Raw genomic sequence first — 15,483 nt, 5'->3', positions numbered from 1 at the left:
AAACCGTTACCCGGTGGGTAAACGGTTTTCAGATCTTATCGTACTCCCTCCGCTGGCATTACCCAGATCAGGTTCTCGGGTCGGAATCATTAATAGGCATTCCCTCTCAGCCGGACTCATCCAGCTCCCCCGATATAAAATTCACGGCACAACTTAGAAAAATAAATGGACAGTTATCATGACTGTCTAAATCATAAACTTATTGTTGGTAATATGTCAAGATAAGGCTGATCTCTCCAAATAATTTATTTGAAATTAAATTCATACTTTTTTTCAATATTTGGTTTTTTCTTCTCAGAAAAACAGCTTTAGGTTTCCCGGGCTATTGCGTACAATCATTAAAAGCATATAAATATCTACATATTATATGAACTCCCGCAAGACTTCCGCCAGGCATTTCAGTCCTATGACAATCCTTTCCTCCGGCATATTGGAAAAGTTGATTCTAAAGGTATTTTCTTTGCCTCCGTTAGGAAAGAATGAACCTCCCGGAACAAAAGCAACATTTCTCTCCAGGCTTTTTTCCAAAACCTCCCGGGCATTGATATGAGCCGGCAGCTCAACCCAGGCAAACAATCCCCCCTGAGGCCTGGTAAAGGTTACTCCTTCCGGGAATTCATCCTCCATCGTTTTTACCGTTAAATCCCTGCGCCGCCGGTAAACCTCCCGGATTTTGGCAATGTGTTCATCAATCTGATACAACTCCAGGTACTTGGCTATTTCCCTCTGGGCAATGGTATTGCACTGCAAATCCGCCCCCTGCTTTACAAGCACATATTTTTGGATCGCCCTTTGATCCCCGGCCACCCATCCGATCCGGTAGCCGGGACAAAATGTTTTGGAGAAGGTCCCCAAACAAATCACACATCCCACGGGATCAAAGTATTTTACAGACGGCAGAGCTTCGCCTTCAAATCTGAGCTCTCCATAGGGGTTATCTTCAATCACCACCACCTGGTGCTTTATCGCTGCTTTGACCAGCCGTTCTCTTCTTTCCAGACTCCATGTTCTCCCTGTGGGATTCTGAAAATCGGGAATGACATAGATTATTTTTACCTTTTCGGTTTTTTCCAGAATTCTCTCCAGCTCTTCCGGTATCATCCCCTCATCATCTGTGGGCACCTCGAAAAATTTACAGCCATAAGCCCTGAAGGCACTGATGGCCGCAAGATAGGTAGGGCTTTCACACAAAACCACATCTCCTTTGTCCAGAAAGACCTTCCCCGAAAGGTCCAGAGCCTGTTGCGACCCGTGGGTTAAAAGGATGTTATCGGACGCCAGGTTGGTTCTCAGCCTGGTATTCATTCTCCGGGCAATCCATTCTCTGAGCGGAAGATAGCCTTCTGTGGTGGTATATTGTAAAGCCTGAGTACCTTCCTCCTCGAGTACAATCCTGTTCACTTCCTTAATCTCCTCAACCGGGAAAAGCTCCGGAGCCGGCAAACCGCCGGCAAAGGAAATTACTTCCGGTCTTTCCGTTACTTTTAAGATCTCTCTGATCTCTGAAGCCTTCAAATACTCCATTCTTTCCGCAAACTTAAACTCCATTACAAACACCTCCATGATATGAGCGGTTAGCCTTGATACCGGTATATGTTTCACATTCGTCAGACAATAGGGTTGATTTCCAGATCAGGACCGATCTCTTGGTGATCACTATTGTCCAGCAACTCTTTCATCGCCTCGCATAATCTCTGTACCCCTTCATCGACGTCTTTCCGGGGTGCGAAGGTAAAGTTTAAGCGGAGAAAATCGTCGCCCTGGCCGGATGAAAAAAAGGGACTTCCCGGAACAAAAACCACCTTGCGTTCGGCAGCTTTGGAAATCAGCTTTGCCGCCGAAATTCCCGGGGGAAGCTTACACCAGATGTAATAACCTCCCCTGGGCCTGTTCCAGATCAAATCTGCGGGAGCATATTTTGACAGGGCGTCGTACATCGTGTCCCTTTTGATTCTGTACTCCCTGCAAACTTTAGGTATATGTGCGTCAAGCCCCCCGCTGGCGATAAATCTTTCCACGATCCATTGGGAGAGGCTGCTGGAATGTAAATCCATCACCTGTTTCGCGGCGGCAAATTTTTTTACTACCTCTTTATGGGCCACCATCCATCCCAATCTCAAACCCGAATAGACGGTTTTGGAAAAGGTGCTTAAATAAACGACATATCCGTCGTGGTCCAGGGACTTGAGCGCAGGAAGCGCACGGCCTTCATAGCAAAGATCCCCGTAGGCGTCGTCTTCAATAATAAGAACCCGGTATTTATAGGCAAGTTCCACCAGCTGCCTTCTTCTCTCAAGCTCCATTTCCGTACCGGAAGGATTATGAAAAGTTGGGATGGTATAGATTAGCTTGGGTCTGTACCTGTGCAAAAGCTGTTCCAAAACATCAACCCTCATACCCCGGTCATCAATGGGGATTCCCATGATTCTGGCTCCCATGGTCTTAAAGGCCTGAACCGCCGGAAAAAAGGAAGGCTCTTCAACCACAACAACATCACCGGGATCAATCATGATCCTCGCTGCTAAATCGATGCCCTGCTGGGAACCTGAAAGCAGCATTGTTTCATCCCATTGGCAAGAAACCCCTCTTTTCTGCATCAGACCGCACACAGCCTCACGCAGGGAAGAAAAACCTTCGGTAGGAGTATGAAGCAAAGCCCGGTAATTCTTTTTTTCCACTATTTCATGTTCAATCCCTGCTAATGCCTGGATAGGACCGGTTTCGGGAGAAGCAATCCCGGTAGCGAAAGAAATCACATCTTTTCTGCTTGCCAGTGTGAGCAAATCCTTCACGATACAAGAATCGAAACCATTGGAATATTGACTGAAAACCTGATTCCAAACAGGTTCCTGCATGTTGCCGGTACCTGAATTCAAATCCTCCTGAGGATAGGAAAGCACAACAGTTCCCCTTCCGACCTGAGAGCCGATTAACCCTTCGGCCTTTAGTTTCCGGTAGGCATTCACCACGGTAGTTCTATTGACGCCCAGGCTCTCCGCCAGCTTTCTTTCCGGGGGAAGCCGAAAGCCGGACAAAAGTTCACCTGATAGAATTTGACGCCGTATCTGCTCAAAAATTTGCATATAAGCAGGTGTATCCGTTTCCCGCTTAATGGTTACGTGCATGCCAAATCACCTCATTGGATTAATCCAATTCCATTATATTCCCTATATTAGATTAAGAACAACAACCAATTATAAATTATTTAGCCATCCAATAGGGTTTGGATGGGCTTCAATCCAAAGAATCACGGGGTCGGTCCTATTGATGCTATTAATTAGGCTCAATAAGACCGTCCCCGTGATTCCGTACGTGATTTCGTAAAATCGATTTGTCCCAAACGGGTACAGGTAACTTGCCAGAATATAATTTACAGGTTTATCATGATGATGATTTCTGGCATATGATTCCTTCTTGTCAACCGTTGCGCCATAGTCTCATCGTGAGGCATCGCAAGCTGCCCCCGCCCGCTAAAAGCGCCTCCGGATGAAAGTGGATGAAACGTACCCCCTCCTGCTCCAACAAATGAATGGTATTAGATTCCAACGAGATATCATAATTGATAATCACGCCCGGTTCAAGCGGAACAAAGGAACTGCCCCACTGCCTCTGTTCTTTGTCGGATAAAGGGATGAGATCTACCCCGTGTTCTTTCATCCATTGTTTAATATCAATTAAGGTACTTATCTCTTTGGTTATTAGATAGGTCTGGAGAAATGCCGGCGGAAAATAAACCATAAGTTGATCAGTGATTCGGTTGAGTACCATGTCGGGATGCATAAACCTTCTGTCTTGTGGTATTAGAGCATAGATAACCTCATCAAAATAACGGAGAATAAACTCTATAAACTTCTTGATGGAATTCCTGCTGTGACGCTCGGTATCTGCCACAAAAACGGTCTTAGAAGAAAGCAAAAGGCATCCCTCAAAATCCTCTCCTTCATATGGTTCATAAAGTGCGGGAATGCCTAAATCGTTTAATGCTTCCCGGACAACAATCTCCTCATGGCAACGACCCCTTGAGGACATCTTGGATAAGATCGCCCCATGGGAGCTAATAACCGCAATATCATGCATATACGCCAAATTGGGTAATCGCTCCAGTAAATCGATATTTCGGTGGACATGCTCAGATAACCGATGGACGGTGACCCCCTGATTCTGGAGCAGCGTACAATATTGCTCATGCTCTTCAAGGTATTTATCCACATCCGGTACCTTATCAAAAAGAAAAAATTCCCGGTTTTCTTCTGTGATCTTGGGCAGAGCTAGATCTGGACGATGAAGCATTGCGGTTTTCAACCGGCCGAATTTCTCTATGCCATATTGAATTTGTTTCATGGTCACACCCCTTTCAGGCAATAGGATTATTTTTTCCTGTAAAGAATAAAATAACCGTTGCCATATTAAGTTGGGGGAGATGATATTCGTGAACAAACCGTTTATCCGGTAAAAATATAAGGTAGTCTTGGTGGGACAGGTCTCTTTCCACTAAAATTTTTTCCCTAAAAAGCCTCCGTCAAAAAAACTCTCCGGTCCTACAGGTTGATCTAATAAACCATAATCTCTTAGCAAAAAACACAACTCTAACTTATGAAATTAAAGGTGCTATTATTTTGTTGAGCGGGCTTAAGCGGATAATTATGTATTTTTAAGGGATTACTATGATTAAAGAAAAACATCCAGGGTGACAACCGTGCGCGATACACTTACGATTGGAGCTATTGGGGGATCTGTTTCTACAGTCATTTTTTTAGTGGCGGATTGGGCTATCGCCGCTATATTTAAGTTTAATTTTACATCGGCTATAGCTGGTACAGCCAGTATTTATCTTAACCCTGATTATGTTTACACTGTCGCCGGATACATTCTCGGTACTGTCAATACATTTCTGCTGGGTGGTACTGTCGGCGTAATAATCGCGATTACTTTAAGGATATTTGGTATTGATTATTATCTCCTAAAAGGAATCGGGGTTGCTTTGATGTGGAAGATGCTAACTTTCGGTATTCTGTCCCCGATAGCCCATATAATGCCACATATAAAGGATGAACCTCAAACCATGCTTCTGGCTATGCTGAACTTTTTTATAATGGGGATCGTAAGTTCTTTTATCGTCAAAAAGTATATGAAAAAAGTGAGGCGTCGGCATTTACGCCGGTACTTATGACGGTGTCAGGGTGTCAGAGGGCAAGGGTGTCAGGGGGACGGGGTTGTTGACAATCACTTCGCTTGAGATTAAAGATAATTTTCAAGGATACCCATAGGTTTCGCGCCGATAAAAAAACCAATCGGAATAATTATGCCTGCAGACCCTCTAAGAACAGGCTCACATATCTTTGGCTTAGTCAATATCTATATTAAACAAAGGTGGACACCACTATGCTTTTAAAACAATGCCCCTATTAATGCCGGTAAGCCTTTCAATCTGTCTGACCGATAAACCGAACTCTTTTTTAAGTTCTTTTAAATATGCATTTCTTCTATGTATATCAAGCTTTTGAACATCAGAAGCATTCTGTAATTTGCACACTTTTTTAATGATCGTCCTAGCTTCTTCATCCGATATCTTTTGTTTTTCTTCCAGGTCCAGGCATCCATCATCATTTTCTTCTTCATGATATTGCATAAATCTTTTTAACGCCTTTTCTTTATCATCACTAAACATATTAAGTGGAAAATCCACATCAACCAATATTGCTTTGTATAAATATTCGTTATAGCTGCTCCATTCGTATTGCTCAATACTCCCCACCATCCCAGCTTTTACCGGGTTTTGATGAATATATCTCAAAACAACAAAAAAATAGGCATCATCTTCTACCGGTTCACTCTTAAATCTGTCTTGAAATAGGTTTCCTATTCTTTGATATTTCGAGTTGTACCAATAAACATAGCTGCCGCAAATCCTGCGCATAATCTGCTCTAATGGCTCTTGACCGGTTTTTATTAACAGGTGTACATGATTTCCCATCAAACAATATGCATAAATTGCATAACCGCTTTTTTCTTTGTACTGCTGTATTGTCTGAATAAATTTTACACAATCTTCTCCATCTTCAAAAATGCTCTGACGGTTTATTCCCCTCATGATGATGTGGTATATCCCGCTTTCACTTTTCTGTCTGGCTTTTCTTGGCATAAAAACCTGCTAAGAAAAGTCAAGAGAATTCTTAGCAGGTTTTGAATTATTGAATAATTAATTCAGGGTATAACAAAACAAACCAAGCGCTCAGGACGATGCCGCAGCCGTTGCATACATAGGGCGCACGTTCCAGTCGGTGGCAGGAAGCGGCCTGGTAATCTCCACAATGCCTCTGGCAACTCCGTTGTGTACATTTTCCGCAGAGTTTACTACAGTACCGATTGTTGCACATATGGGTTTTGGTACAGGTGTCCCGATGAATGCACAAAGCAGTAGTCCGTTGTTGAGACTTTTCAATACGATGCCGGCGGATCTCTTTCGATATAGTAGTGGGATCTTTGGCAATGAATTTGGCAATGTCTTTAAAGCTTATTCGTCGCTCCAGTCCCTGTTCGATGTATATCCTATCTGAGAGCATTAGATGTTGGTGATTTCCTTTTGGTGTCGTTGCCATTTGTTCCTCCTCCCTGCGGGCAGGCAACCACACCAAATTCTACCGGAATTTAGTGCAAAGGTAAATGCCATATTTACAAACAGACCGGAACTTAACTTTTCATTTTACACGGTCAAAACTGGAAACTGCCTACTTAACTCTTTTATTTGCTAAAATAATTGTATTATAATTAATAGGAAGATAATTATGAAACAAAAGCGCAAGTAGGCGATGAAAGGGGAGGGAGCTAGGCAATGTCGGCAAAAGTGTTGTATTTTGAAGAGGTTTATCCTGCTTTATCGGCAGTGATCGAGTCCTTTAACGCGCTGAACTTAGAAATCCTTTACTGGGCCGAGATGAATGAGGGGCAAAAAGAGACCGCCCTAGCCCAGGCTGACTACTTTTTAGTTACGGGGACAAAAATCACGGGCGAGATGCTGGAGAAGGCCAAAGCCTTGCGCATGATCCAAAGGTTGGGCATCGGCCTGGATAATATTGACGTGCAAACAGCAACGCTCCGGAAAATACCGGTCAGCAATGTGCCGGGCGGAAATTCCCAGAGCGTGGCGGAGTTCACCATTGCCATGATCTTAAATTTGTATCGCAAGCTGACTATCCTGGATTATGCCACCAAAAAGGGCGAATGGCCAAAATGGCAATACCGCCTGGAAACCTATGAGATGCACGGCAAGACCCATGGGCTGATCGGCATGGGAAATACGGGAAAGATAACGGCCCAGCTTTCCAGGGCTTTCGGCACAAAAATCATCTATTACACCAGGACACGATTGCCCGGGCCGGAAGAGGCCGCGTTGGGCATTACCTATCTGAGCCTGGAAGATGTCTTGAAAAACGCGGACATCATCAGCCTGCATGTTCCTCTTTCACCCCGGACAAAACACCTGATTGGCAGGGACGAACTGGCTTTAATGAAAAAGAACACCATCCTCATCAACGTCTCCCGCGGGATAGCCGAACAATTCGCTTTCCACCAGATTTTCCGGGATCGCCGCGAAATTAATGGCGACAAAAGGGCCGTCTTTTCTTAAGGAGCTGCGGTGGATGGCCTGGGCCAGCAATTCCTTGCCCGTGCCGCTTTCTCCCGTAATCAGAATGGTCTCCTCGGTGCGGGCAAAGCGGTAAGCCTTCTCCTTAATCGTCTGTATCCACTGGTTATTGCCCCAGATATCGTCAAAGGTATGCTTGGCCACATAACCTTTCTCATAGAGCTTTCTTCTTACTTCCTGCTCCAGCTTTTGGATACGGGCCGCTTCTCGGAAGGTATAGATAAAATGCCTTTCGTTATCAATCTCCACAGTTCTTTTATTGCAAACAAGCTGTTTGCTGTTGTAGGTGAAAATGACGTCGGATGATTTCTCGGTATCGCTTGAATCATCCTGGAACACTTCCACATTCTCCAACCGCTTGATAATCTCCTGGATATTTTGATTCGTCAGATAATCGGAGGAATACCCAAACAGGCGGGACATGGCCGGGTTAGAAATAACCACCTGGTTTTGTTCATTGACGGAGAGAATTCCTTCTTCCATTTCATTGAGCAAGATGGTTTGATTTTTTCTTAATCTCTCCGACTGGTTCAGCACCTTCCTGATCTTTTTGGCTGCCTCCATCAAAAGCCGGATATAGCTTTTTTCAAAAATCTCCACATATTTCAGACTTAGATCCAGCTTCAGCAATACTTCGAGGAAGGACTGAATCGTGATGGTCCGCTCGCCGATATCAATAATGTTGATGGTTTTTTCGGGCAGCAAATGGCCCATCCCGGGTGAAACAGCCGCATCGATTTCATGGTACTCCACCTGTTTTCCCTTCCAATAAGGCACATAGTCCAAATGGGTAATTCCTAAGTTTTGTAAATTCTCAATGGTCTCTTCCGTAACGGACTTGGGATGGTTGATCACCAGGACCTTTTTCCCTTTGGGCAGCATCATCACCTGCTCCAGATTATAGCCGGAGATGACCCGCTGGCAGGCAATAATGGGACTGGTGGGGAAGACTTGTTTTACCTGGGGCATGATAAACTTCCCTGAAGTGAGTACTAGATCGGCTTTTGGGGGCACCGTAACGCCTTCTTCAAAAGAATAGCCTTCAATTATCACCTCATTCCCGATCACCTCTTCGATGGTTTTCACCAGGAAATTTTTGATTCTCCTGTCCGAGGCAATAACAGCCAGGCTCTTTTTCTTCATCGCGTTGTCCCCCTTCATAATAAGGGCTGTCTGTTGTTTAATTTCATTATAAAACATAGATTTAATAATTTGAATATATTTTATTTTTCCTAAATTGATCCTAATTGACCTATTAGACTGTTCAGTCTTTTTTCTATATATGGTCTCAGTACAAAGGCCTGTGTATATTTATTAGAAGAATCGCGGGGCGGTCCTATAAAGGAAAAGACCTGTGCCAATGAGTGGCCGGTCTTTTTTTGTTCATCTTTATTAACAGATCAAAATTTACATCCTTTTCTTCTGTAATATTACCAATATATAGGCCATTCTTGATTGTCAGCTAACCAAAGGAGGAATCATGAAGACGGTCCTATTGCTGCTACTAATTTAACTCATTAGGACCGTCCCCGTGATTCCCCTGTTTCAAACGATATCTCTGCCATGAAGATTATTGAATCGTTTTAATGGAAAAAGGAATGATTGATAGTTTTTGTTGATAATCATCCATAATATTACCGGATTGGTCACTGATTCCTGTGATGCAGACAGTAAATTCGCCGTAATTTCCTTTCGTTAGTGAATCAAAACTTACCTCAAATTCCAGATTGGGTACTGATTCCGAAATTGAAGCTGCATTTTCCACAAAATTACCATTAACTCCTAATATCTTATAGTTGGACAAATTCTTGGCCCCATTCCTATTTGTGGAAGAAACGACAGATTCATCAAAACACACGACTATAACATTATCCTGCCTTTGGGTAAGCGAGGCTACCGGTTTCTTCCTATCGTCTGGATGACCTGAATGAGACGAAGATCCGGTTGGTGCGGGAGGCACAGATGGCGTTAGTGCTGGTCCTGCTAGAGCAGAACGCAGATCAGGTAAATTAGCCATGATTGTTTCCACTCCTGAGTTGTCAACAACACCAAGTGCGACCAGGCTTTCGAGCACACTCTTTCCTTCTATATCGTTTGCTTTCAGGCACCCATAGGAAATTCCAACCAAATCATCTTTGATTAAATCTTTATTGGTAAATGATTGAACCTCTTCTGGTGAAATACCGCCTTTAGCCGCCAACTCAGCCGGCGCCTGATTATAATCAGGCGTATAACCAAGCTGACGCAAAATTAGACTACAATAGGCTTTTCCATTTAATGGCTGTTTAGCACCAAAAGTCCCGTCCGGGAGACCAATTACCAAGCCACTATGAACTGCGTAGGCAACTGCACCTTCAGCCCAGCCTGAAATTTCACCGGCATCACTGAATTTGCTAAGGATTTCATCGGCATTAGTGATATTGGCAGCCTCAGTTTCCAGGCCAAAGATCCTGATAAGCATCACTATCCCTGTTTCCCGATTAAGTGCAGCACCCAGATCAGGATTGAATTCTCCTTCTGAAATACCCCGGTAGAGTCCCAAGTCATTTAAGATTCGTGCTTCTTTTTCGTATTGAAATCCGTCAGCATAAGCAAAGGCAGGGACAAAAACCAGAAATGCAGAAATAAATAGATAAACATAAAATAATGGCCCAATTTTTTGCCTTTTCAACTTTACGGCTCCTTTCTACATTCCACCGCCGCTTCCGGGGGCAGTTGGCGGTTTAGGATGTTCAATGCCTCCTGTTACCTGATCCAACTCTTCTTCTGAAAGAATGTCTCCCTCTTTTTTGGTTACTTCATCCCGCATTTTCTCCACCCTTTCATTTTTTATAAAGCCTGCCGGTCCAATTATAAATATACGCAGGGCTAATTTTATAGTAAGTAAAACAAATTATCTGAAAATCCATTACTTTACATTATTTTGTGAAAAAATCCATCTTGACTCCGTTGATCATTTTTACTCCGTTAACACTTTTTACATTTGCGGGAACGAACAGAGTATATCTTTGAGCCGCCGCATAGCTTTGTCCATCGCTTAAGGAAACTGTTATTTCATTGGCATCATTACCGGCCTCTATCTTCAGACTCAGATGCTTGTTTTCTTCATCAGCGATATAAATATTATTTTGGGCAGATTCTAGATCGACCGGTCTGTTGAAGGTAATCGTCCAAACCTTGTCTAAAGGGACATATAGCTTTATTTCTTCCCATTCAACCATTCCGGTGGAGTCCGGCTCTTCTCCGTTTAGCCTTGCGATTAGGTTCCTTTGAGCTGTAAGGGCAGCCTGGTTATTCGGATCAATTTCCAGTGCTTCATTATAGTTTTCCAAGGCCTCATGATAATTGCCCTGTGCCTCTAAAATCAGTCCTTTATTTTTGTATAGATTGGACTTGTCCGGTTCTAATGCCAGGCCGTTCTCTACTGCTTCCATCGCCTCAGTGTAATTTTGATTGAGGTACAGAAGATAGCTGGCATTATTATAAGCCAATGCTTTAGCTTCGTTGTCTGTGTCATTCAGAGCGACAACAGAAAGATAGGTGCCGGCTGCTTGGTCAAATCTTTGCAGATCCAGCAAAATCGCTGCCTTCCAGAAGTAGTTGTTTTGATAGGGATACAAGGCAATGCTTTCGTTAAAGGCTTCCAGGGCTTCCTCCGGACGGCCCAAGGCAGCCAGACATACCCCTTTGTATTCGAAGGTCGTATAATAAGGTTCTAAAGCCAAAGCCTTATCAAAAGCGAGCAAGGCTTCATCAAGAGCAACCATATGATATAAGCATGAGCCTTGCCAATCAAAGTAGACGGATTCATGCGGATTTATCGTGCCCGCGGCTTCAAAATTGTGCAGAGCCTCTTCATAATTTCCCTGGTTAAACAGATCCACTCCCTGCTCGTAGTATTCCAGCTCGGTTGCTGCTTGTGCTGCCCGGGAAAAAGAAAATGTAATCATCAGTAAGGTTAAAATAATTATCAATCCGCTTCTTTTCATGCCGTTATTCCTCCACTATTTACAGCCATTTGAACCAATTGGAATTGAGATTCCAGAAATACGTATTGGAAACGTCTGCTAATTTAATGGTATAAGTAAGGCCGTCGTTATTGACCAGTGCATTATCTGCGTTAATAACGGCATTAATAATATTGTTTTTCGTCTGACTCCCGAATTGTGAAGATCCCCGGAATATCGCATAATAATAAGTCGTTACTTCGCCAAATTCGGTAAAACTGATCTGCAGTACATTTCTGCCCTCTACCAGCGGAATGGTAAAATTACCGGTAGAAGCTCCTACTACATAGCTTTCCGATCCATCGATACTGGATCCATTGGACATTTTTACCATGGTGACATCAGCACGTTCCGCCGTGGAACACTGAATGGAAAGCTGGGATCCCTCGGTATATAAAATGCGGTATTTTCTATTCGTATCCATGCTGCCGGTAAAATTGGTAAAGGCAACATATTTATTTCTTTGAATGATCCCCTTTATTTCCATATTATAGCTGTTTTGATCGAAACTCTTTTGCTGGGCGGCTGCTACTGCCGCGGAGATATTTGCCCGAAAACCAGGTTCTGCATCGTCGGGTATACGAAAAACGCAGATTTTGTAAACAGCTGGAGTCGCCCCTGCCCCAAACTGAACCTCAAAATTATTAACCCCGTTGTGGAGATCAAAGGATAAATACTGATAATCTTGAGAAAACGATGTGATTTCTACAAAATCCTGTATAACCTTGGCGGAAGCGTAAGCAACTACTCCCAAATGGTAATAATGACTTTCGGTGTACTGGATGTAAAAATGTCGGTTCAAATCAGCGGTTGGGTAATCAAAAAACAGATTTTTCGCTGACGGGATACCGGCTACTTCCTGCTGATACGATGCTTCATCTATCGCACGCCCGTCAGCTGCGATGATTGCTTTGGATACGGTTTCCCGCAGCACAGAACTGCTTTCGGAGGGCAGATAGAAAATAGATATTTTATAGGCTTGGGTTCCCTCTTTGGTATATTGAACGATGATTTCATTCTGTCCTAGATTCAGTGAAATTGGAATATTGCCGTACAAGGCATTGCTTGTAACGGCAGGGGAGCCATTAACACTTACCGCCAGGCTGCCGCCAAACCCATAGCTCAGGTTTATTTGGCCGGCCGTGCTAAATCTAATCGCATAAGGCTTATTAATTATATAACCTAACTCAGTTAAACTCAGTATTTTTAGACTCAGAATGCTATTGATGCCGTTTTGAAAACTATTGTCATCGATACTTGCCGCATCCGCAGCAATCACTTGATTTATCACTGCCTGCCGGAACAAAGCGCCGTTTTCCGGAGGCAAGTAAAATATAGCTACTTTTTTGATATCGCTAAAAACGCCATTGGAAAAGGTCATTTCCAAATCATTTTTGCCCGGAAGTAAAACCAACGGTATGGCTTCCGAGGAATTTGTAAAGCTTTTGATGAGCTGTCCGTTAAAATTGACCTGACAATCACTGTTGAAAATCAGATTTAAAGTCTGGTTTGGATTTTCAAAATAAAAGATGGAATGACTCTTAGAGATCACCACAGGCCCGATACTGGCATGTTTTTTAATGAAACTCTGTAAAATTGGCTGATAATGATTCTGAGGACTGTATACGGTCCCGTCTTCCATTAAGATTAAAGGATCCTGGTAATAATTGTTATTGGTCGCTACGATCTGCCGGGCTTTCTTCCCGTTGCCGGCAACATCCCCAATTTCGTATGGGGAGTAAAGAGCACTCTCGGTGAATCTCTTAACCGCACCGTTGGTTAAAATAGCATAGTTTGTATCCTGATCACCACAGAATATATCTTTAACGCCGGTAAGATAGGCTGGATAATTTGATGAATAGTTATAATCGATAATAGCTACCGTACCATCCGCTTTCAACAGCAGACTGAGATATTCTCCTGCGGAGATGGCTTGAATATTGGTAAGCTCGGCAGGAATGGATATTTCCCCGTAATCATTTCTGCCCCAGCCTACTACCGTGCCGTTTTCCTTTAAAGCCAAGGCATGATATTTGCCTGCGGAAATAGCTTTAACCTGGGACAGTCCGGCAGGCAGTTGACTAATCATTGGACCCCATTCCACCACGGTACCGTCATTTTTTAGGGCGAGACAAAAATATGGTCCAGCGGAAATTGTCCTGACGTTATTCAAGCCGGCCGGCACATTTAAAACCTCCGTCATGATGCTGCCCCAGGCAACCAAAGTGCCGTCCTCTTTTAAGGCCACCGAATAATCATTACCGGCACCAATATCCTTAACCTTATTTGCTGTTTCGGGTACATCCAGTAGATTCCCGTTTTGATCCCAGGCGACAACAGTTCCATCTTCCAACAATGCCAGGTAGTGGGAATAGCCTGCGGCCAGCTTCTTTACTTTCCCCTCCTGATTACAATTGTATATATCTGCCAGTCTGTCAATGGCTTGCTCATAATCTGCTTCATCCGAAAGATGGGCATTTGATTCTGCAGCTGCTGAGAAAAGAGCGGTTTTGATCTCTGATCTTACTTGGCTGATAAGGGCAAAAAGATAGATCTGATAGATTTCATTTCCAAACTGGATTTCCAAGACATTACCTTCATTATTCAGATTAAGATTGGCCTCTTTCCACATACCGTTTATGCTACCAATATCGGCTCCATTAAAGATAATGGTTGCCGGCTCTTTAGCAAAGGTAGACACCTTTAAACTGGGTTGATCGGTTGCGTAGATTTGATAAGGTTGACCAAAGTCCTGATTGCCAGCCAAACCTGTAAACCTTATGATTCTCAGATCATTAATGACCTGATCCATGTACAATTCCATATCAGCTATATTCTGGTCATAACTTGCTTGGTCTACGCATTGATCGTTTGCAGCATTGGCTTTACTACCCATATCCTGATAAAATTCCGCATCGAGGCCCGGAGGTAATTTTATAATGCAGAAATAGTAGTCTTTATTGGTTGTTTCATATTGTACCTCAATTTTGGTAAAATACTTACTTAAGGTCAGAGGAATAGTGGCTTTGGCCCTGTTCAGCGATTGCGCCTGTACCCCATCGATAAACACCTTGGCTGAACCATTTACTTCCACGTTGAATTGTACAGAGTCCTGGTCAGTATAAAGGAGGTTGTAATATTTATCCATGGAGAGTGGTGTTGACACTCCTGAGAGACTAATTTTATCCTCAAAATTATCATAAGGAATGGCCAATTGAGCATTTATCGTGCTTTCAGCGGCAAGAAAAGAGTATTCATCCACCGATTGAGCGTCGGCATCTATCACCGCCTGCATGATTTCGCCTCTTCTTTGGGCATTTGCTGTGGGAGGTATATAGACAATATTAATATAAGCAGAAAGATAACCGAAGTTATCTTGGACGGAAAACCGGTTCAGGCCCTCTTTTAAATCTACCTCATAATAGTCCTCCGTATCAAATAAACCATAATAGTAAAAACCAATTTCCTGGTTTTCCTGACATATGGAAAATTCCAAATTGTACGGTAAGGTATTCGGATCAAGATAATATGCAAAAGTGATCACTTGGTGGGGATTTTCAAAATAAAAATATGTATAGTTTTTGGTTACCTCGGTATCGTTAAATTTTATCAATAAACTGTCCTCACCGTATCCGGGAATGCTTTCTATGCCGTATTGATTATCCGGGGAAGAACTGTTGTATACCGCCCCGGATACAGTTTCGGAAGCCCCGGCAGACATAGGTGAGGCATAAAATGCAGCAGCAATTGCCAAAAACATAAGCAAGTTAAGTAACAATACTTTTTTCCCGGTTCTCTTCAAAATTTTATCTCCTTTCAAAGCCCGTTATT

At 43.2% G+C, this 15,483-nt stretch carries 11 protein-coding genes, 1 pseudogene and 1 riboswitch; of the genes and pseudogenes, 2 read left to right on the top strand and 10 right to left on the bottom strand.

Annotated elements, in window-relative coordinates; all coding sequences use genetic code 11:
* Positions 1-27: 27 nt before the first annotated feature.
* Positions 28-141: riboswitch (TPP riboswitch) on the bottom strand.
* Between the two features lie 222 nt (positions 142-363).
* The 3 genes from DCMF_RS20165 to DCMF_RS20155 all read right to left on the bottom strand — a co-directional run bounded on the left by DCMF_RS20165 (position 364) and on the right by DCMF_RS20155 (position 4,341).
* Complete coding sequence (locus DCMF_RS20165) at positions 364-1,548, bottom strand: aminotransferase-like domain-containing protein (protein ID WP_148136088.1); 1,185 nt, start codon at positions 1,546-1,548, stop codon at positions 364-366.
* 59 nt (positions 1,549-1,607) lie between these two features.
* The gene (gene pdxR / locus DCMF_RS20160) at positions 1,608-3,125 is read right to left on the bottom strand and encodes a MocR-like pyridoxine biosynthesis transcription factor PdxR (protein WP_148136087.1); all 1,518 of its coding nucleotides are present in this window, start codon (positions 3,123-3,125) and stop codon (positions 1,608-1,610) included.
* A gap of 292 nt (positions 3,126-3,417) precedes the next feature.
* The gene (locus tag DCMF_RS20155; RefSeq protein ID WP_148136086.1) at positions 3,418-4,341 is read right to left on the bottom strand and encodes an arginine deiminase family protein; all 924 of its coding nucleotides are present in this window, start codon (positions 4,339-4,341) and stop codon (positions 3,418-3,420) included.
* Positions 4,342-4,696: 355 nt separating this feature from the next.
* On the opposite strand from DCMF_RS20155, the gene DCMF_RS20150 reads away from it, so the two are divergent.
* Positions 4,697-5,170: a hypothetical protein gene (locus DCMF_RS20150; RefSeq protein ID WP_148136085.1), complete on the top strand. Its 474-nt coding sequence runs from the start codon at positions 4,697-4,699 to the stop codon at positions 5,168-5,170.
* A 210-nt stretch (positions 5,171-5,380) separates the two neighbouring features.
* Here the strand turns inward: DCMF_RS20150 and DCMF_RS20145 are convergent, their stop codons facing one another.
* Together DCMF_RS20145 and DCMF_RS20140 are read right to left on the bottom strand one after the other, a co-directional pair.
* Positions 5,381-6,142, bottom strand: a complete 762-nt coding sequence (locus DCMF_RS20145) for an REP-associated tyrosine transposase (RefSeq protein ID WP_148136084.1) — start codon at positions 6,140-6,142, stop codon at positions 5,381-5,383.
* Between the two features lie 46 nt (positions 6,143-6,188).
* Positions 6,189-6,599 (bottom strand): helix-turn-helix domain-containing protein, encoded by a 411-nt coding sequence (locus DCMF_RS20140; RefSeq protein WP_148136083.1) that lies wholly within the window; start codon positions 6,597-6,599, stop codon positions 6,189-6,191.
* Positions 6,600-6,832: 233 nt separating this feature from the next.
* On the opposite strand from DCMF_RS20140, the pseudogene DCMF_RS29770 reads away from it, so the two are divergent.
* Positions 6,833-7,486: pseudogene (locus tag DCMF_RS29770) on the top strand (NAD(P)-dependent oxidoreductase); the annotation flags it as partial.
* Positions 7,487-7,504: 18 nt separating this feature from the next.
* Here DCMF_RS29770 and DCMF_RS20130 read toward each other — a convergent pair.
* The 5 genes from DCMF_RS20130 to DCMF_RS20110 all read right to left on the bottom strand — a co-directional run bounded on the left by DCMF_RS20130 (position 7,505) and on the right by DCMF_RS20110 (position 15,454).
* Positions 7,505-8,788, bottom strand: coding sequence for a sigma 54-interacting transcriptional regulator (locus DCMF_RS20130; RefSeq protein WP_214658764.1), 1,284 nt, complete (start codon positions 8,786-8,788; stop codon positions 7,505-7,507).
* A gap of 427 nt (positions 8,789-9,215) precedes the next feature.
* Positions 9,216-10,316: an S-layer homology domain-containing protein gene (locus DCMF_RS20125; protein ID WP_148136080.1), complete on the bottom strand. Its 1,101-nt coding sequence runs from the start codon at positions 10,314-10,316 to the stop codon at positions 9,216-9,218.
* 15 nt (positions 10,317-10,331) lie between these two features.
* A complete protein-coding gene (locus DCMF_RS20120; RefSeq protein ID WP_148136079.1) occupies positions 10,332-10,454 on the bottom strand; it encodes a bacteriocin in 123 nt (40 codons plus the stop codon).
* 109 nt (positions 10,455-10,563) lie between these two features.
* Positions 10,564-11,634, bottom strand: a complete 1,071-nt coding sequence (locus tag DCMF_RS20115) for an Ig-like domain-containing domain (protein WP_148136078.1) — start codon at positions 11,632-11,634, stop codon at positions 10,564-10,566.
* Positions 11,635-11,653: 19 nt separating this feature from the next.
* Positions 11,654-15,454 (bottom strand): RCC1 domain-containing protein, encoded by a 3,801-nt coding sequence (locus DCMF_RS20110; protein ID WP_214658763.1) that lies wholly within the window; start codon positions 15,452-15,454, stop codon positions 11,654-11,656.
* Positions 15,455-15,483 lie beyond the last annotated feature (29 nt).

Origin of the sequence: Candidatus Formimonas warabiya (assembly GCF_002777255.1) — a bacterium.
Classification (GTDB): domain Bacteria; phylum Bacillota; class Dehalobacteriia; order Dehalobacteriales; family Dehalobacteriaceae; genus Formimonas; species Formimonas warabiya.
Note: the sequence above shows the minus strand (reverse complement) of the source record. Positions and strands in the feature narration are given on the sequence as shown.